The sequence below is a fragment of the Cellulomonas sp. P5_E12 genome (assembly GCF_054049315.1).
The window spans coordinates 94,523-108,192 of record NZ_JBFUMP010000009.1 but is presented as its reverse complement, the minus strand read 5'-3'; the positions used below and the strand labels follow the sequence as shown (position 1 = coordinate 108,192).

12 protein-coding genes and 2 tRNA genes are annotated in these 13,670 nt (G+C 69.9%); 13 read left to right on the top strand and 1 reads right to left on the bottom strand.

Annotated elements, in window-relative coordinates:
• Positions 1-3: 3 nt before the first annotated feature.
• The 10 genes from dnaN to ACXJKA_RS09835 all read left to right on the top strand — a co-directional run bounded on the left by dnaN (position 4) and on the right by ACXJKA_RS09835 (position 10,221).
• Complete coding sequence (dnaN, locus tag ACXJKA_RS09880) at positions 4-1,134, top strand: DNA polymerase III subunit beta (protein ID WP_456825021.1); 1,131 nt, start codon at positions 4-6, stop codon at positions 1,132-1,134.
• Between the two features lie 35 nt (positions 1,135-1,169).
• Positions 1,170-2,144: a phosphogluconate dehydrogenase (NAD(+)-dependent, decarboxylating) gene (gene gnd, locus ACXJKA_RS09875; RefSeq protein ID WP_456825020.1), complete on the top strand. Its 975-nt coding sequence runs from the start codon at positions 1,170-1,172 to the stop codon at positions 2,142-2,144.
• Between the two features lie 10 nt (positions 2,145-2,154).
• A complete protein-coding gene (gene recF / locus ACXJKA_RS09870) occupies positions 2,155-3,348 on the top strand; it encodes a DNA replication/repair protein RecF (protein WP_456825019.1) in 1,194 nt (397 codons plus the stop codon).
• Entirely contained in the window at positions 3,338-3,904 is a 567-nt protein-coding gene (locus ACXJKA_RS09865; RefSeq protein WP_456825018.1) for a DUF721 domain-containing protein, read from the top strand. Before recF ends, ACXJKA_RS09865 begins: the two co-directional genes overlap by 11 nt.
• A gap of 195 nt (positions 3,905-4,099) precedes the next feature.
• A complete protein-coding gene (gene gyrB, locus ACXJKA_RS09860; RefSeq protein WP_456825017.1) occupies positions 4,100-6,139 on the top strand; it encodes a DNA topoisomerase (ATP-hydrolyzing) subunit B in 2,040 nt (679 codons plus the stop codon).
• A gap of 49 nt (positions 6,140-6,188) precedes the next feature.
• Positions 6,189-8,819, top strand: a complete 2,631-nt coding sequence (gene gyrA, locus ACXJKA_RS09855; RefSeq protein WP_456825016.1) for a DNA gyrase subunit A — start codon at positions 6,189-6,191, stop codon at positions 8,817-8,819.
• Positions 8,816-9,820 carry a DUF3566 domain-containing protein gene (locus tag ACXJKA_RS09850; protein WP_456825015.1) on the top strand — a complete coding sequence of 335 codons (1,005 nt, stop codon included), beginning with the start codon at positions 8,816-8,818 and terminating at the stop codon, positions 9,818-9,820. Before gyrA ends, ACXJKA_RS09850 begins: the two co-directional genes overlap by 4 nt.
• Before the next feature lie 90 nt (positions 9,821-9,910).
• Positions 9,911-9,984 (top strand) — tRNA-Ile (locus tag ACXJKA_RS09845).
• Positions 9,985-10,006: 22 nt separating this feature from the next.
• Positions 10,007-10,126 carry a DLW-39 family protein gene (locus ACXJKA_RS09840; protein ID WP_456825014.1) on the top strand — a complete coding sequence of 40 codons (120 nt, stop codon included), beginning with the start codon at positions 10,007-10,009 and terminating at the stop codon, positions 10,124-10,126.
• Between the two features lie 19 nt (positions 10,127-10,145).
• Positions 10,146-10,221, top strand: a tRNA-Ala gene (locus tag ACXJKA_RS09835).
• Positions 10,222-10,304: 83 nt separating this feature from the next.
• On the opposite strand, the gene ACXJKA_RS09830 is transcribed toward ACXJKA_RS09835, so the two are convergent.
• Positions 10,305-10,964: a GNAT family N-acetyltransferase gene (locus tag ACXJKA_RS09830; protein WP_456825013.1), complete on the bottom strand. Its 660-nt coding sequence runs from the start codon at positions 10,962-10,964 to the stop codon at positions 10,305-10,307.
• Between the two features lie 83 nt (positions 10,965-11,047).
• On the opposite strand from ACXJKA_RS09830, the gene ACXJKA_RS09825 reads away from it, so the two are divergent.
• Genes ACXJKA_RS09825 through ACXJKA_RS09815 form a run of 3 tightly spaced genes read left to right on the top strand, consistent with a single transcriptional unit; the run spans position 11,048 to position 13,625 of the window.
• Positions 11,048-11,977, top strand: a complete 930-nt coding sequence (locus ACXJKA_RS09825; protein ID WP_456825012.1) for an ABC transporter ATP-binding protein — start codon at positions 11,048-11,050, stop codon at positions 11,975-11,977.
• A complete protein-coding gene (locus ACXJKA_RS09820) occupies positions 11,974-12,807 on the top strand; it encodes an ABC transporter permease (protein ID WP_456825011.1) in 834 nt (277 codons plus the stop codon). The genes ACXJKA_RS09825 and ACXJKA_RS09820 overlap by 4 nt, the downstream gene beginning before the upstream one ends.
• Complete coding sequence (locus tag ACXJKA_RS09815; RefSeq protein WP_456825010.1) at positions 12,804-13,625, top strand: ABC transporter permease; 822 nt, start codon at positions 12,804-12,806, stop codon at positions 13,623-13,625. The genes ACXJKA_RS09820 and ACXJKA_RS09815 overlap by 4 nt, the downstream gene beginning before the upstream one ends.
• Positions 13,626-13,670: the final 45 nt, after the last annotated feature.

Genomic DNA, 13,670 nt, shown 5'->3' with positions numbered 1-13,670 from the left:
GGCATGAGGTTCCGGGTCGACCGCGACGTTCTCGCGGACGCCGTCACATGGACGGCGCGCAGCCTGCCCACACGGCCGCCAGTCCCCGTCCTGGCGGGTGTGCGCCTCGAGGCCGACACCACGGGCACCGTGCAGCTCTCGAGCTTCGACTACGAGGTCTCCGCCCGGTCGCAGATCMCGGCGGACGTCAGCGAGGCCGGCTCCGTGCTCGTCTCGGGACGTCTGCTCGCCGAGATCTCCCGTGCGCTGCCGGACAAGCCCGTCGACGTGGTGCTCGAGGGCACCAAGGTCGTCGTCACCTGCGGGGCCAGCCGCTTCACGCTGCTGACCATGCCGGTCGAGGACTACCCGAACCTTCCGGTGATGCCGCCCACCACCGGCACCGTCGACGGTGACGAGCTCACGCACGCGGTCGCCCAGGTCTCCGTCGCCGCCAGCCGCGACGACACGTTGCCGCTGCTCACGGGCGTGCGGGTCGAGATCGAGGGCGAGAAGGTCACTCTCCTGGCCACGGACCGCTACCGGCTCGCGCTGCGCGAGCTCACGTGGAAGCCGTCGTCGCCGGACATCTCCACCGTCGCGCTGGTCCGGGCACGCACGCTGTCGGACGCCGCGAAGTCCCTCGGCAGCGCCGGGTCGGTCACCGTCGCGCTGTCCACGGGCTCCGGTGTCGACATGATCGGCTTCGAGGCCGCCGGCCGCCAGACCACCAGCCTGCTCGTCGACGGCGACTACCCGGCCGTCCGCCGTCTGTTCCCGGACGAGACGCCGATCCACGCCGTCGTCGGTACGCACGCCCTGGCGGACGCCGCCAAGCGCGTGGCGCTGGTCGCCGAGCGGAACACCCCCATCCGCCTGTCGTTCAGCGAGGGCCAGGTGGTTCTCGATGCCGGTCAGGGCGACGACGCGCAGGCCTCCGAGGCGCTCGAGGCGACGCTGGTCGGCGACGACATCTCGGTCGCGTTCAACCCACAGTTCCTCCTGGACGGCCTGGGCGCCCTGAGCACCACGTTCGTGCGCCTCTCGTTCACGCACCCCAACAAGCCCGTGGAGTTCACGGGCCAGGAGTCCCTGGACGGCGAGGACAACCCCGAGTACCGCTACCTGCTGGTGCCCATCCGTTTCGCCAGCTGACGGCTGACCGGCGCACGACGCTCTGCTGCGGCAGAGTGAGCGGGACACGCAGGACGCGAACTCAAGAAGAGGCAGACGGCATGCACATCGGTCTGGTGGGTCTGGGCAAGATGGGCGGGAACATGCGGCAGCGCATCCGCGCCGCCGGCATCGACGTCACGGGGTACGACCGCAGTCCCGACGTCACCGACGTGCCGTCGTTGGCCGCCATGGTCGAGGCGCTCCCGGCCGGCGAGCGCGTGGTCTGGGTGATGGTGCCGTCCGGCAAGATCACCGATGCCGTCATCACGGAGCTGTCCGACCTGCTCACGGCCGGCGACGTGGTTATCGACGGCGGGAACTCGTACTACCAGGACGACCTGCCGCACGCGGAGCTCTTGGCGTCGCGCGGCATCGGGTTCCTCGACGCCGGCGTCTCGGGCGGGGTGTGGGGCCTGGCCAACGGGTACGGGCTCATGGTCGGCGGCGACGCCGAGACCGTCGCCAAGGTCATGCCGGTGTTCGATGCGCTGCGGCCGGAGGGCCCGCGCAACGAGGGATTCGTGCACGCGGGGACCGTCGGCGCGGGGCACTTCGCGAAGATGGTGCACAACGGGATCGAGTACGGCCTGATGCAGGCGTACGCCGAGGGCTACGAGCTCCTCGCGGCGAAGGACCTGGTCACGGACGTGCACGGCACCATGCGCGCGTGGCAGCGCGGGACGGTCGTGCGCTCCTGGCTGCTCGAGCTGCTGGTCAAGGCCCTCGAGCAGGACCCGGGCCTGGGCGCGATCGACGACTGGGTGGAGGACTCCGGCGAGGGCAGGTGGACTGTCGACGAGGCGATCGACCTCTCGGTGCCGGCCCCGGTGATCTCGGCCTCGCTGTTCGCGCGCTTCGCCTCGCGCCAGGAGGAGTCGCCCGCCATGAAGGCCGTCGCCGCGCTCCGTCAGCAGTTCGGCGGCCACGCGGTCAAGCCCGCCGGGACCACGGGGCCCGTCACGGGTACGCCGCCGGCACAGTCGGTCTAGCCGGGACCCGATGTACGTCGCGCACCTCTCCCTGACCGACTTCCGCTCGTACGCCCAGGTCGAGCTCCCGCTCGAGCCGGGCATCACGGCGCTCGTCGGACCGAACGGGCAGGGCAAGACGAACCTCGTCGAGGCGCTCGGGTACGTCGCGACGCTGGGCAGCCACCGGGTGCCGACGGATGCCGCGCTCGTGCGCGCGGGGACGACGAGGGCGGTCGTCCGGGCGAAGGTCGTCCGTGAGCTCGAGCCGGGACAGCCGCGGTCGTCGCTGGTCGAGATCGAGGTCACCCCCGGCAAGGCGAACCGTGCGCGCGTGAACGGCGGTTCGCCGACGCGGGCGCGGGACGTCCTCGGCATCCTGCGGACCGTGCTGTTCGCGCCCGAGGACCTCTCGCTGGTCAAGGGAGATCCGGACGGGCGCCGGAGGTTCCTCGACGACCTGCTGGTCCAGCTCACCCCCCGGGTCTCCGGCGTGATCGCGGACTACGACCGGGTCCTGCGCCAGCGGTCGGCCCTGCTGAAGTCGGCCGGCGCCGCGCGGCGCGGGGGCGGAGCCGACCTGCGCACACTCGACGTCTGGGACACCAAGCTCGCGCAGACCGGGGCGCAGATCGTTGTCGCGCGTCGGAACCTGGTCAGGTCGCTCGCACCGCACGTCGATCGCGCGTATGAGCAGGTCAGCGCGGGGCAGGGCGCCGCGATCGTCACCTACAAGGCCTCCCTCGACGCGGTGCTGGAGACCGACGACGAGACGGCTTCGGTCGAGCTGGTGGAGGCGCAGCTCCTCGAGGCGATGGGGCGACTGCGCACCAAGGAGATCGAGCGCGGCGTCAGCCTGGTCGGTCCGCATCGGGACGACCTGGTGCTGACCCTCGGCGGGCTCCCGGCCAAGGGGTACGCGAGCCACGGCGAGTCGTGGTCGTTCGCGCTCGCGCTGCGCCTCGCGTCCTACGAGCTCCTCACGCACGGCGACGAGGGCGACGACGGGTGGGGTGGCGGCGACTGGGGACCCGACGGCGAGCCCGTGCTGATCCTCGACGACGTGTTCGCCGAGCTCGACGCCCGCCGCAGGGACCGGCTGGCCGAGCTGGTGGCCCCGGCGCGACAGGTCCTCATCACGGCGGCGGTCGCCGACGATGTGCCGGCACCCCTGGCCGGTGCGCGCGTCGACGTCATGGGTGGCGAGGTGGCTCGTGTCCTCTGAGGACGGCCTCTTCCCCCCGACCAAGGCACCGGACGGCACGCCGCTGCGGGACCTGGTCGAGCTGACGCCTCCGCGGCAGGTAGCGCTCGGCGCGCTGGGCCGGGCGAAGGTCGCAGCCGCGCAGCGGGGCTTCCGACCCGGAGACCCGGCGCGCCGCAAGCCGCTGCTCCAGGTCCAGATGGGCACGGCCGGCCCGGGCGCGCGCGACCCCCAGCTCATTGGGTCCACGGTCGGCGGGCTGCTCGACCAGCTGGGCGGTACCTCGGACCAGGTGGCCGGCGTGCTCAAGCACCGGTGGTCCGAGCTGGTCGGGCCGCAGGTGGCCGAGCACTGCGAGTACGTCTCGTTCGAGGGGGGCTCCCTGACGCTCCGGGCGAGCTCGACGTCGTGGGCGACACAGCTGAAGTTCCTCGCGCCGGCGATGCTGGGCCGGTTCGCGGCCGACCTGGGTGAGGGGATCGTGCTGGAGATCACCGTGCTCAACCCGGGCGGCCCGCGGTTCAAGACGGGCCCGAAGCGCGTCGCCGGGCGGGGCGAGCGCGACACGTTCCGCTGAGCGGGCGGAGCCGCACGAACACCCCGCGCCGACGCCTGTGTGAAAAGACGGTCCAGGCCGCTCCACCAGGTAGACTGTAAAGGTCATTCCTGGCGCATCTGTGCCTGGAACTCCAGCGTCATGGAGTGATCCGATCCGGTGAAGTTCGGTCGGGCCCCTCCGTCGCGTGTGAGAGCTTGAGGAGCACCACCGCCCGTGACCGAGCAGAGCACCCCCCCGTCCAGCACGTTGAAGAGCGGCAACGGCGGGTACGACGCCAGTGCGATCACGGTTCTCGAGGGGCTCGAGGCGGTGCGCAAGCGCCCCGGCATGTACATCGGCTCCACCGGCGAGCGCGGCCTGCACCACCTGGTGTCCGAGGTGGTCGACAACTCGGTGGACGAGGCCCTGGCCGGCTACTGCGACCACGTCGAGGTCACGCTGCTCGCGGACGGCGGCGTCCGCGTCGTCGACAACGGCCGCGGCATCCCGGTCGCCATCCACCCGACCGAGGGCCGACCGACCGTCGAGGTCGTCATGACGATCCTGCACGCGGGCGGCAAGTTCGGCGGCGCCGGCTACGCGGTCTCCGGCGGCCTGCACGGCGTCGGCATCTCCGTCGTGAACGCGCTGTCCACCCGGGTGGAGACCGTCGTCAAGCGCGACGGCTACACGTGGCAGCAGAACTTCTCCGACGGCGGCAAGCCGCTGGGCGAGCTGCAGAAGGGCGACCCGACGGACGAGACCGGCACGTCGCAGACGTTCTGGGCCGACCCCGCCATCTTCGAGACCACCGACTACGACTTCGAGACGCTGCGCGCGCGGTTCCAGCAGTACGCGTTCCTCAACAAGGGTCTGCAGATCTCGCTCACCGACGAGCGCCCGGCCCACCTCGACACCGGCGACGAGGTCGCCGGTGAGGAGGAGAAGGAGGAGGGCGCTCCGGCCCCCTCCCGGAACGTCACCTACAAGTACGACGACGGCCTGGTCGACTACGTGAAGCACCTCAACAGCGCCAAGAAGGTGGAGGTCGTCCACCCGGACATCATCGACTTCGAGTCCGAGGACACCGAGCGCCGGATCGCCGTCGAGATCGCCCTGCAGTGGACCAACGCGTACTCCGAGTCCGTGCACACGTACGCCAACACGATCTCCACCACCGAGGGCGGCACGCACGAGGAAGGCTTCCGTGCGGCGATGACCTCGCTGATCAACCGCTACGCGCGCGACAAGGGCATCCTCAAGGAGAAGGACGAGAACCTCACGGGCGACGACATCCGCGAGGGCCTCACGGCCGTCATCTCCATCAAGCTGGGCGAGCCGCAGTTCGAGGGCCAGACCAAGACGAAGCTCGGCAACACCGAGGCGAAGACCTTCGTGCAGCGCGTGGTCAACGACCAGCTCGGCGACTGGCTGGAGTCGCACCCGACCGAGGCGCGCGACGTGATCCGCAAGTCGATCCAGGCCGCCGCCGCGCGCATGGCGGCGCGCAAGGCCCGCGAGGCCACCCGTCGTAAGGGCCTGCTCGAGTCCGGCGGCATGCCCGGCAAGCTCCGCGACTGCCAGTCGAACCGCGCCGAGGAGTGCGAGGTCTTCATCGTCGAGGGCGACTCGGCCGGCGGTTCGGCGGTCCGTGGCCGCAACCCGCGGACGCAGGCGATCCTCCCGATCCGCGGGAAGATCCTCAACGTCGAGCGGGCGCGGCTGGACCGGGCGCTGGGCAACCAGGAGGTCCAGGCGCTGATCACGGCCTTCGGCACGGGCATCGGCGAGGACTTCGACCTGTCCAAGCTGCGGTACCACAAGATCGTGATCATGGCCGACGCCGACGTCGACGGTCAGCACATCCGGACCCTGCTGCTCACGCTCCTGTTCCGGTACATGCCGAACCTCATCACGCACGGGCACGTGTACCTCGCCCAGCCGCCGCTGTACCGCATCAAGTGGGCGAACGCGGAGCACGACTACGTGTACACCGACCGCGAGCGGGACGCCGTGATCGCCGACGGGCAGGCCGGCGGCAAGCGGCTGCCCAAGGAGAACTCGGTCCAGCGCTACAAGGGTCTGGGCGAGATGGACTACCAGGAGCTGTGGGAGACGACCATGTCGCCCGAGCACCGCACGCTGCTGCAGGTCACGCTCGACGAGGCCGCGGCGGCCGACGAGATCTTCTCGGTCCTCATGGGTGAGGACGTCGAGTCCCGTCGCTCGTTCATCCAGCGCAACGCGAAGGACGTGCGGTTCCTCGATATCTAGTCGGGAACGTCGCACGGGCCACTGCTAGCAACTGACGTAAGGAACCACGTTGAGCGAGACCACCGGCAACGAGATCGAGCACGGCCGCATCGACCAGATCGACCTGCAGCTCGAGATGCAGCGCTCGTACCTGGACTACGCCATGTCCGTCATCGTCGGCCGCGCCCTGCCGGACGTCCGCGACGGCCTCAAGCCGGTGCACCGCCGCGTGCTCTACGCGATGTACGACGGCGGCTACCGCCCGGACCGTCAGTTCTCGAAGTGCTCGCGCGTCGTCGGCGACGTCATGGGCAAGTACCACCCGCACGGTGACACCGCGATCTACGACGCCCTCGTGCGCCTCGTGCAGGACTGGTCGCTGCGGTACCCGTTGGTGGCCGGCCAGGGGAACTTCGGCTCCCCGGGCGACGACCCGGCGGCCGCCCCGCGGTACACCGAGTGCAAGATGGCGCCGCTGTCCATGGAGATGGTCCGGGACATCGACAAGGACACCGTCGACTTCCAGGACAACTACGACGGCCGCACGCAGGAGCCCACGGTCCTGCCCTCGAGGTTCCCGAACCTGCTGGTGAACGGCTCGTCCGGCATCGCCGTCGGCATGGCCACCAACATCCCGCCGCACAACCTGCGCGAGGTCGCCGAGGGCGTGCAGTGGCACCTCGACCACCCCGAGGCGTCGAGCGAGGAGCTGCTCGCGGCGCTCCTGGTGCGGATCAAGGGGCCCGACTTCCCCACGGGCGCCACGATCCTGGGCCACAAGGGCATCGAGGAGGCGTACCGGACCGGTCGCGGCTCGATCACGATGCGCGCGATCGTCGAGGTCGAAGAGATCCAGGGCCGCATCTGCCTGGTGGTCACCGAGCTCCCGTACCAGGTGAACCCCGACACCCTCGCCAAGAAGATCGCCGACCTGGTCAAGGAGAACAGGGTCACGGGCATCGCGGACATCCGCGACGAGACGAGCGGTCGCGCCGGACAGCGCCTGGTGATCGTGCTCAAGCGCGACGCCGTCGCCAAGGTCGTGCTCAACAACCTCTACAAGCACACGCAGCTGCAGGACACGTTCGGCGCGAACATGCTCGCGCTCGTCGACGACGTCCCCCGCACGCTGAGCATCGACGCGTTCGTGCGCCACTGGGTCACCCACCAGCTCGACGTCGTCGTCCGCCGGACCCGGTACAAGCTGCGCGAGGCCGAGGCGGAGATCCACATCTACCGCGGATACCTCAAGGCGCTCGACGCGCTCGACGAGGTCATCGCGCTCATCCGGCGCTCCCCCGACTCCGACGAGGCGCGCACGGGCCTCATGGAGATGCTCGACATCGACGAGGTCCAGGCCAACGCCATCCTCAACCTGCAGCTGCGCCGGCTCGCGGCCCTGCAGCGTCAGCAGATCCTCGAGAACTACGCCAAGCTCGAGGCCGAGATCCTCGAGTACCAGGCGATCCTCGACTCCGAGCAGCGCCAGCGGGACATCGTGTCCGACGAGCTCGGCGAGATCGTCGCGAAGTACGGCGACGAGCGACGCACGACGATCCTGCCGTTCGACGGCGAGGTCAGCGTCGAGGACCTCATCGCCGAGGAGGAGATGGTCGTCACCATCACCCGCGGCGGGTACGCCAAGCGGACGCGCTCGGACAACTACCGGGCGCAGCGCCGCGGCGGCAAGGGCGTGCGTGGCGCGCAGCTGCGCGAGGACGACCTGGTCGACCACTTCTTCGTGACGACGACCCACCACTGGCTGCTCTTCTTCACCAACCTCGGACGCGTCTACCGCGCCAAGGCGTACGAGCTGCCCGAGGGCGGGCGCGACGCCAAGGGTCAGCACGTGGCGAACCTGCTGGCCTTCCAGCCGGGCGAGAAGATCGCCCAGGTGCTCGACATCCGCGACTACACCAAGGCCGAGTACCTGGTCCTGGCCACGCAGCGCGGCCTGGTCAAGAAGACGCGCCTGACGGACTACGACTCCAACCGGTCGGGCGGCGTCATCGCGATCAACCTGCGCGAGGACGACGAGGGCCTGCCGGACGAGCTGGTCTCGGCGAGGCTCGTCGACTCCGACCAGGACCTCATCCTGGTGTCGCGCAAGGGGCAGTCGGTGCGGTTCACCGCCTCCGACGAGTCGCTGCGACCCATGGGGCGGGCCACGTCCGGCGTGACCGGCATGAAGTTCCGAGCCGACGACGAGCTGCTGGCCATGGACGTCGTGCGCGAGGACGCGTTCCTGTTCACCGTCACGGAGGGCGGCATCGCCAAGCGGACCGCGCTCACGGTGGAGAACTACCGCCAGCAGGGTCGCGGTGGTCTGGGTATCAAGGTGGCCAACCTGCCCGAGGCGAACGGCGACCTCGTCGGGGCGCTCGTTGTCGACCCCGACGACGAGGTCCTGGTCATCATGGAGCGCGGCAAGATCGTGCGTTCGGCCACGTCGGAGGTCAACGCGACCGGTCGCACGACGCAGGGCGTCATCTTCGCCAAGCCCGACAACGGGGACCGGATCATCGCGGTCGCGCGCAACACTGAGCGACACCTGGCCGACGAGGCAGGTACCGTGGGCGCTGAGAATGGCCAGGTTTCCGACGGATCGGACGCCACGGACGGCTCAGCGGACGTCGCCCGTGACGCCGAGGCGCCTGCCGACAACGCCGTGACCGACGACCTTCCCGCGGAGGACGCATGACCGATTCCACGCCCCCCTCGATCCCTCCACGCAAACGCCCGACGACGCCGACGACCGCAGGTCGCACCACGACGTCCACGCCACGCAAGGGATCTACCTCGGCGTGGAGCGAGCCCGACACCGACGACGCGGCGACCAAGGTGCCCGGCCTGAACGGCACCAACGGGACGACCGCTTTCACGGTGCCGGCCAGCGTCATGCCGCCGACGGTGAGCCCCACGCGGACGTCGACGCGGCCCGAGGCGCGCCCGGAATCGACCAGCCGGCCTGCGGCCGAGCGTCCGGCGAGCAACGGTTCTGCGGCGCCAGCAGCCGCCGGCGCGGCCGCCACCGCGATATCTCCACAGGATCGTGACACCACCACCGCCACGGTCGACGACGAGCAGGACCCGCCGTCCCCGATGATGGTCGCAGTGGACACCGCCACGGTCTGGCTCAAGAAGGCCGGTGTCGCCACGACCACCGCGTTCGCCGCGGCTACTCGACCCCGGCCACCCAAGGAACCGACCATGACGACCACTCCGGCAACCGCCCCGGCGGCGACGCCGAGCGCCCCGCCTCGGACGGCGACCTCGACCGAGAACCTCACCGGTGCGCGGCCGAGCACGGGTCGCATCCCGACGGTCGGCCAGCACGGCGCCCCGCGCCGCGTCAGGCTCGCGATCTCACGCGTCGACCCGTGGTCGGTCATGAAGCTGTCGTTCCTGCTGTCGGTCGCCATCGGCGTGATGCTCGTCGTCGCGGCGGCGGTGGTCTGGTTCACGCTCAACGGGCTCCAGGTGTTCACCAAAGCCGACAACCTCGTCACGCAGATCACGGGCACGGAGAGCGGGATCGACATCCTGCAGTACGTCGAGTTCTCCCGGATCATCTCCGGCGCGACGCTCATCGCGGTGATCGACGTCTTCCTGCTGACGGCCCTCTCGACCATCGGTGCGTTCCTCTACAACATCGTGGCGGCGCTCGTCGGCGGCGTGCACGTGACCATGACGGACGAGTGACGACTGCCACTCGGTAGCCGGTTTGGGTGCCACCCCTGCCCTGGGGTAGTCTCATCCGGCGCCACTGCGGCGCACGCAACGGCAGTGCACGGGCCTATAGCTCAGACGGTTAGAGCGCTTCCCTGATAAGGAAGAGGTCACAGGTTCAAGTCCTGTTAGGCCCACTCCCGACCCGTGGGGGAACCGATGAAGAAGCTCCTGCTCCTGGTGGCCCTGGCCGCCCTCGGATTCGTCGTGTGGCAGAAGTACGCGCAGGATCGCGACGAGCGAGACCTGTGGGCCGAGGTCACCGACACCTTCGAGTAAGACCACAGGTCCTGCTCACGGGGCCATGGCGCAATTGGTAGCGCACCTGCTTTGCAAGCAGGGGGTTAGGGGTTCGAGTCCCCTTGGCTCCACCACGCACACGACTGCCCCCGCCGAKGCMTCGGCGGGGGCAGTCGTGTTTCAGCGCGGTACCCACCCGATCGCCGTGGCGAGCGGCTCAGATGCCGAGCTGCTCCCGCACCGCCTCCACACCGACGAGGGTCACGGCTGGCCGAAGCTCCGCCGGGCGGGCGTCCCAGGCGGCCCGGTCGAGGACGTAGCGGTTGCTGAGCGCAGGCTTTCCCTCGCGCGCGACGACGTCGACGCCGTTGGGCACATAGCCGATGCGCCGGGTGACGCCCTTCGAGGGCCCGTTGTCGTCGAAGGCGGCCGTGGTTGCGCGCCGGCCATCGAAGCCATCGAACAGCAGGTGCAGGATCATCAGCCGCATCCGGGTACCGAGTCCCTGGCCGTGGTGTCGCAAGCCCAGCCAGGACCCCGTCTCGGCCTCGCGCGTGACGAGGAAGTCCTTCGCGATGAGCGCTTGCGTGCCGACGACCTCGCCGGCCCGGACGACCGCGAGCTCGAGCGACCAGCTGTCCGCGGCCACGGAGGCGCGCCGGGTCCACAGGTAGGTCAGGACGCTGCGCGCCACCTCCGTCGGGGTGCCACGCGTCCACGGGACGGTGAACGGCATGGCCTCCGGGGGGTGGATCCCGTCCGCGGCAAGGCGTGCCAGTGCGACCAGGTGCTCGTCGTCGAGGAACCGCAGCTCCAGGTCACCGCTGCGCACACGCAGCCCCGCCAGCGGCCAGAGGTCCACGAGGTCGGTGGTCATCGGTGCAGGTTGCCGTCGTGGGGCATGGCGGTCAACATCAATCCTGCCGCGCGTGTCGGCCCGGTCGTCTAGGTTGGTCCGCTGTGACCGCTCCTCCCGTCATCGCCGCCCAGGGCCTCACCAAGCGCTTCGGCGACTTCACCGCCGTCGACGGCATCGACTTCGAGGTGCCTCCGGGTGAGTCATTCGGGCTCCTGGGACCCAACGGCGCGGGCAAGTCCACGACCATGCGGATGATCGGCGCGGTCTCGTCACGGACGGCCGGCGAGCTGCGGGTCCTCGGCCTCGACCCGGACACGCACGGGCCCGAGATCCGGTCGCTGCTTGGTGTGGTGCCGCAGGAGGACAACCTCGACACCGAGCTGCGCGTGCGCGACAACCTCATCGTCTACGGCCGCTACTTCGGCATCCCCCGCTCGGTGTGCGCGTCGCGGGCGGACGAGCTGCTCGGGTTCGCGCAGCTCGAGGAGAAGCGCAACGCCAAGGTCGACGACCTGTCGGGCGGCATGAAGCGCCGGCTCACCATCGCCAGGGCGCTCATCAACGAGCCGCGCATCCTCATGCTCGACGAGCCGACGACGGGACTCGACCCGCAGGCGCGACACGTCCTGTGGGACCGGCTGTTCCGGCTCAAGGAGCGCGGCACCACGCTGGTGCTCACCACGCACTACATGGACGAGGCCGAGCAGCTGTGCGACCGACTGGTGGTCGTCGACAAGGGCCGGATCATGGCCGAGGGCAGCCCCTCGAGCCTGATCCGGCAGTACTCGACGCGCGAGGTGGTGGAGCTACGCTTCGGGTCCGACCGCAACGCCGACGCCGCCGTGCGCATGGCCGGCCTGGTGGAGCGGATCGAGGTGCTGCCGGACCGCGTGCTGCTGTACGCCGAGGACGGCGAGGCGGTGCTCGAGCGCGTCACCGACCTCGGCCTGCACCCCACGACCTCATTGGTCCGGCGCTCCAGCCTCGAGGACGTGTTCCTGCGGCTCACGGGGCGGAGCCTGATCGAATGACGACCACCCTGTCCGACGCCGCCGTCGCTGCGGCGGCCCGACCGCGCCGGTTCGGCGCCTGGTACGTCGCGGAGCACCAGCTGCGCGGCATGAAGGCGTACGGCTGGACGATCGTCGTGGGGTCCGTCGGCAACCCGCTGCTGTACCTGCTCGGCATCGGCCTGGGCCTGGCGACGTTCCTCGACCAGTCGGTGGCGTCCGGCGCCGACGGGCCCGTGAGCTACGTGTGGTTCGTCGCCCCCGCGCTCCTGGCGACCGCCGGTGTGACCGTCGCGATGGACGAGTTCACGTTCGTCATCATGGCCGGGTTCAAGTGGCGCCGGATCTTCTGGGGCATGAACGCCTCGCCGATCGCACCGCCGCAGATCATGGCCGGCCTCGTGCTGTCCGTGGTGCTGCGCATGCTCTTCACGACGACGATCTACTACCTGCTCATCGTCGCGTTCGGCGCCGTCGGCAACCCGGTCAGGGGCGCGCTGATGCCGCTGGTCGGCGTCCTGGCCGGGCTGGCGTTCGGGCTGCCCCTCATGGCGTTCTCCGCGAGCCTGACGGAGGACAAGGGCCAGTTCGCGCTGGTTCAGCGCTTCGTCTTCACGCCGCTGTTCCTGTTCTCCGGGACGTTCTACCCCCTGGCCACCCTGCCGGTCTGGCTGCAGTGGGTCGGGTGGATCTCCCCGTTGTGGCACGCGAGCGAGATCGGCCGGACCCTGTCGTACGGCTCGCCGCCCGGGGCGTGGCCCGTCGGCTGGCACCTCGCCATCCTGCTGGTCATGGCCGCCGTCGGGTGGGTGCTGGCGCGCCGCGCCTTCGTCAGGAGGCTGCGAGGATGACCGCCACCACCGCTGCTGCCCCCTCACGCAGCACCGCCGTGAGCGCCCTCTACGCCCGCAACGCGCGGTCGGTCGTGGCCCGCGGGCTCAAGGCGACCAAGAGCTCCAGCGGCATCGTGGTGCTGTCCGGGTTCTTCGAGCCGGTCTTCTTCCTGTTCGCCATGGGCGTCGGGCTCGGCTCGTACATCGGGGACGTCGAGCTGCCGACCGGGGGCTCCGTCTCGTACGCGGCGTTCATCGCGCCGGCGCTGCTCGCGGTGTCCGCCATGAACGGCGCGGTGTACGACTCCACGTGGAACGTGTTCTTCAAGATGCACTTCGGCAAGCTCTACGACGCGATGCTGGCGACGTCGCTCGGTCCGCTGGACGTGGCGTTCGGCGAGATCTCTTACGCGCTGCTCCGCGGCGGCGTCTACGCCCTCGGGTTCCTCACGGTCATGCAGGTCATGGGACTCAACCTCGCGTGGTCCGCGGCGCTCGCCATCCCCGCGGTGCTGCTCGTGGCGTTCGGGTTCGCCAGCGTCGGCATGGCCGTCACCAGCTACATGAAGACCTTCCAGCAGATGGACTGGATCAACTTCGTGATGCTCCCGATGTTCCTGTTCTCGGCCACCTTCTACCCCATCACCGTGTACCCGGGGTGGTTGCAGGGGGTCATCAAGGCGTTGCCGCTGTGGCACGCGGTGGAGCTGGTTCGCGGGCTGACCCTCGGGGTGCTCGACGGCTCGATGCTGGTGCACGTCGCCTACTTCGTCGTCATGATCGGGCTCGGTCTGACGTTCACCACGGTCAGGCTGCGTGCCCTGTTCCTCGACTGACTCCGACCACATATTGAGACACGCGTCCCGTGTAGGATTGGGCAA

Excerpts from the sequence above, each read along its gene's own strand:
- recF (WP_456825019.1), top strand. The coding sequence starts at position 2,155 with ATGTACGTCGCGCACCTCTCCCTGACCGACTTCCGCTCGTACGCCCAG.
- ACXJKA_RS09850 (WP_456825015.1), top strand. The coding sequence starts at position 8,816 with ATGACCGATTCCACGCCCCCCTCGATCCCTCCACGCAAACGCCCGACG.
- ACXJKA_RS09840 (WP_456825014.1), top strand. The coding sequence starts at position 10,007 with ATGAAGAAGCTCCTGCTCCTGGTGGCCCTGGCCGCCCTCGGATTCGTC.
- ACXJKA_RS09830 (WP_456825013.1), bottom strand. The coding sequence starts at position 10,964 with ATGACCACCGACCTCGTGGACCTCTGGCCGCTGGCGGGGCTGCGTGTG.
- ACXJKA_RS09820 (WP_456825011.1), top strand. The coding sequence starts at position 11,974 with ATGACGACCACCCTGTCCGACGCCGCCGTCGCTGCGGCGGCCCGACCG.
- ACXJKA_RS09815 (WP_456825010.1), top strand. The coding sequence starts at position 12,804 with ATGACCGCCACCACCGCTGCTGCCCCCTCACGCAGCACCGCCGTGAGC.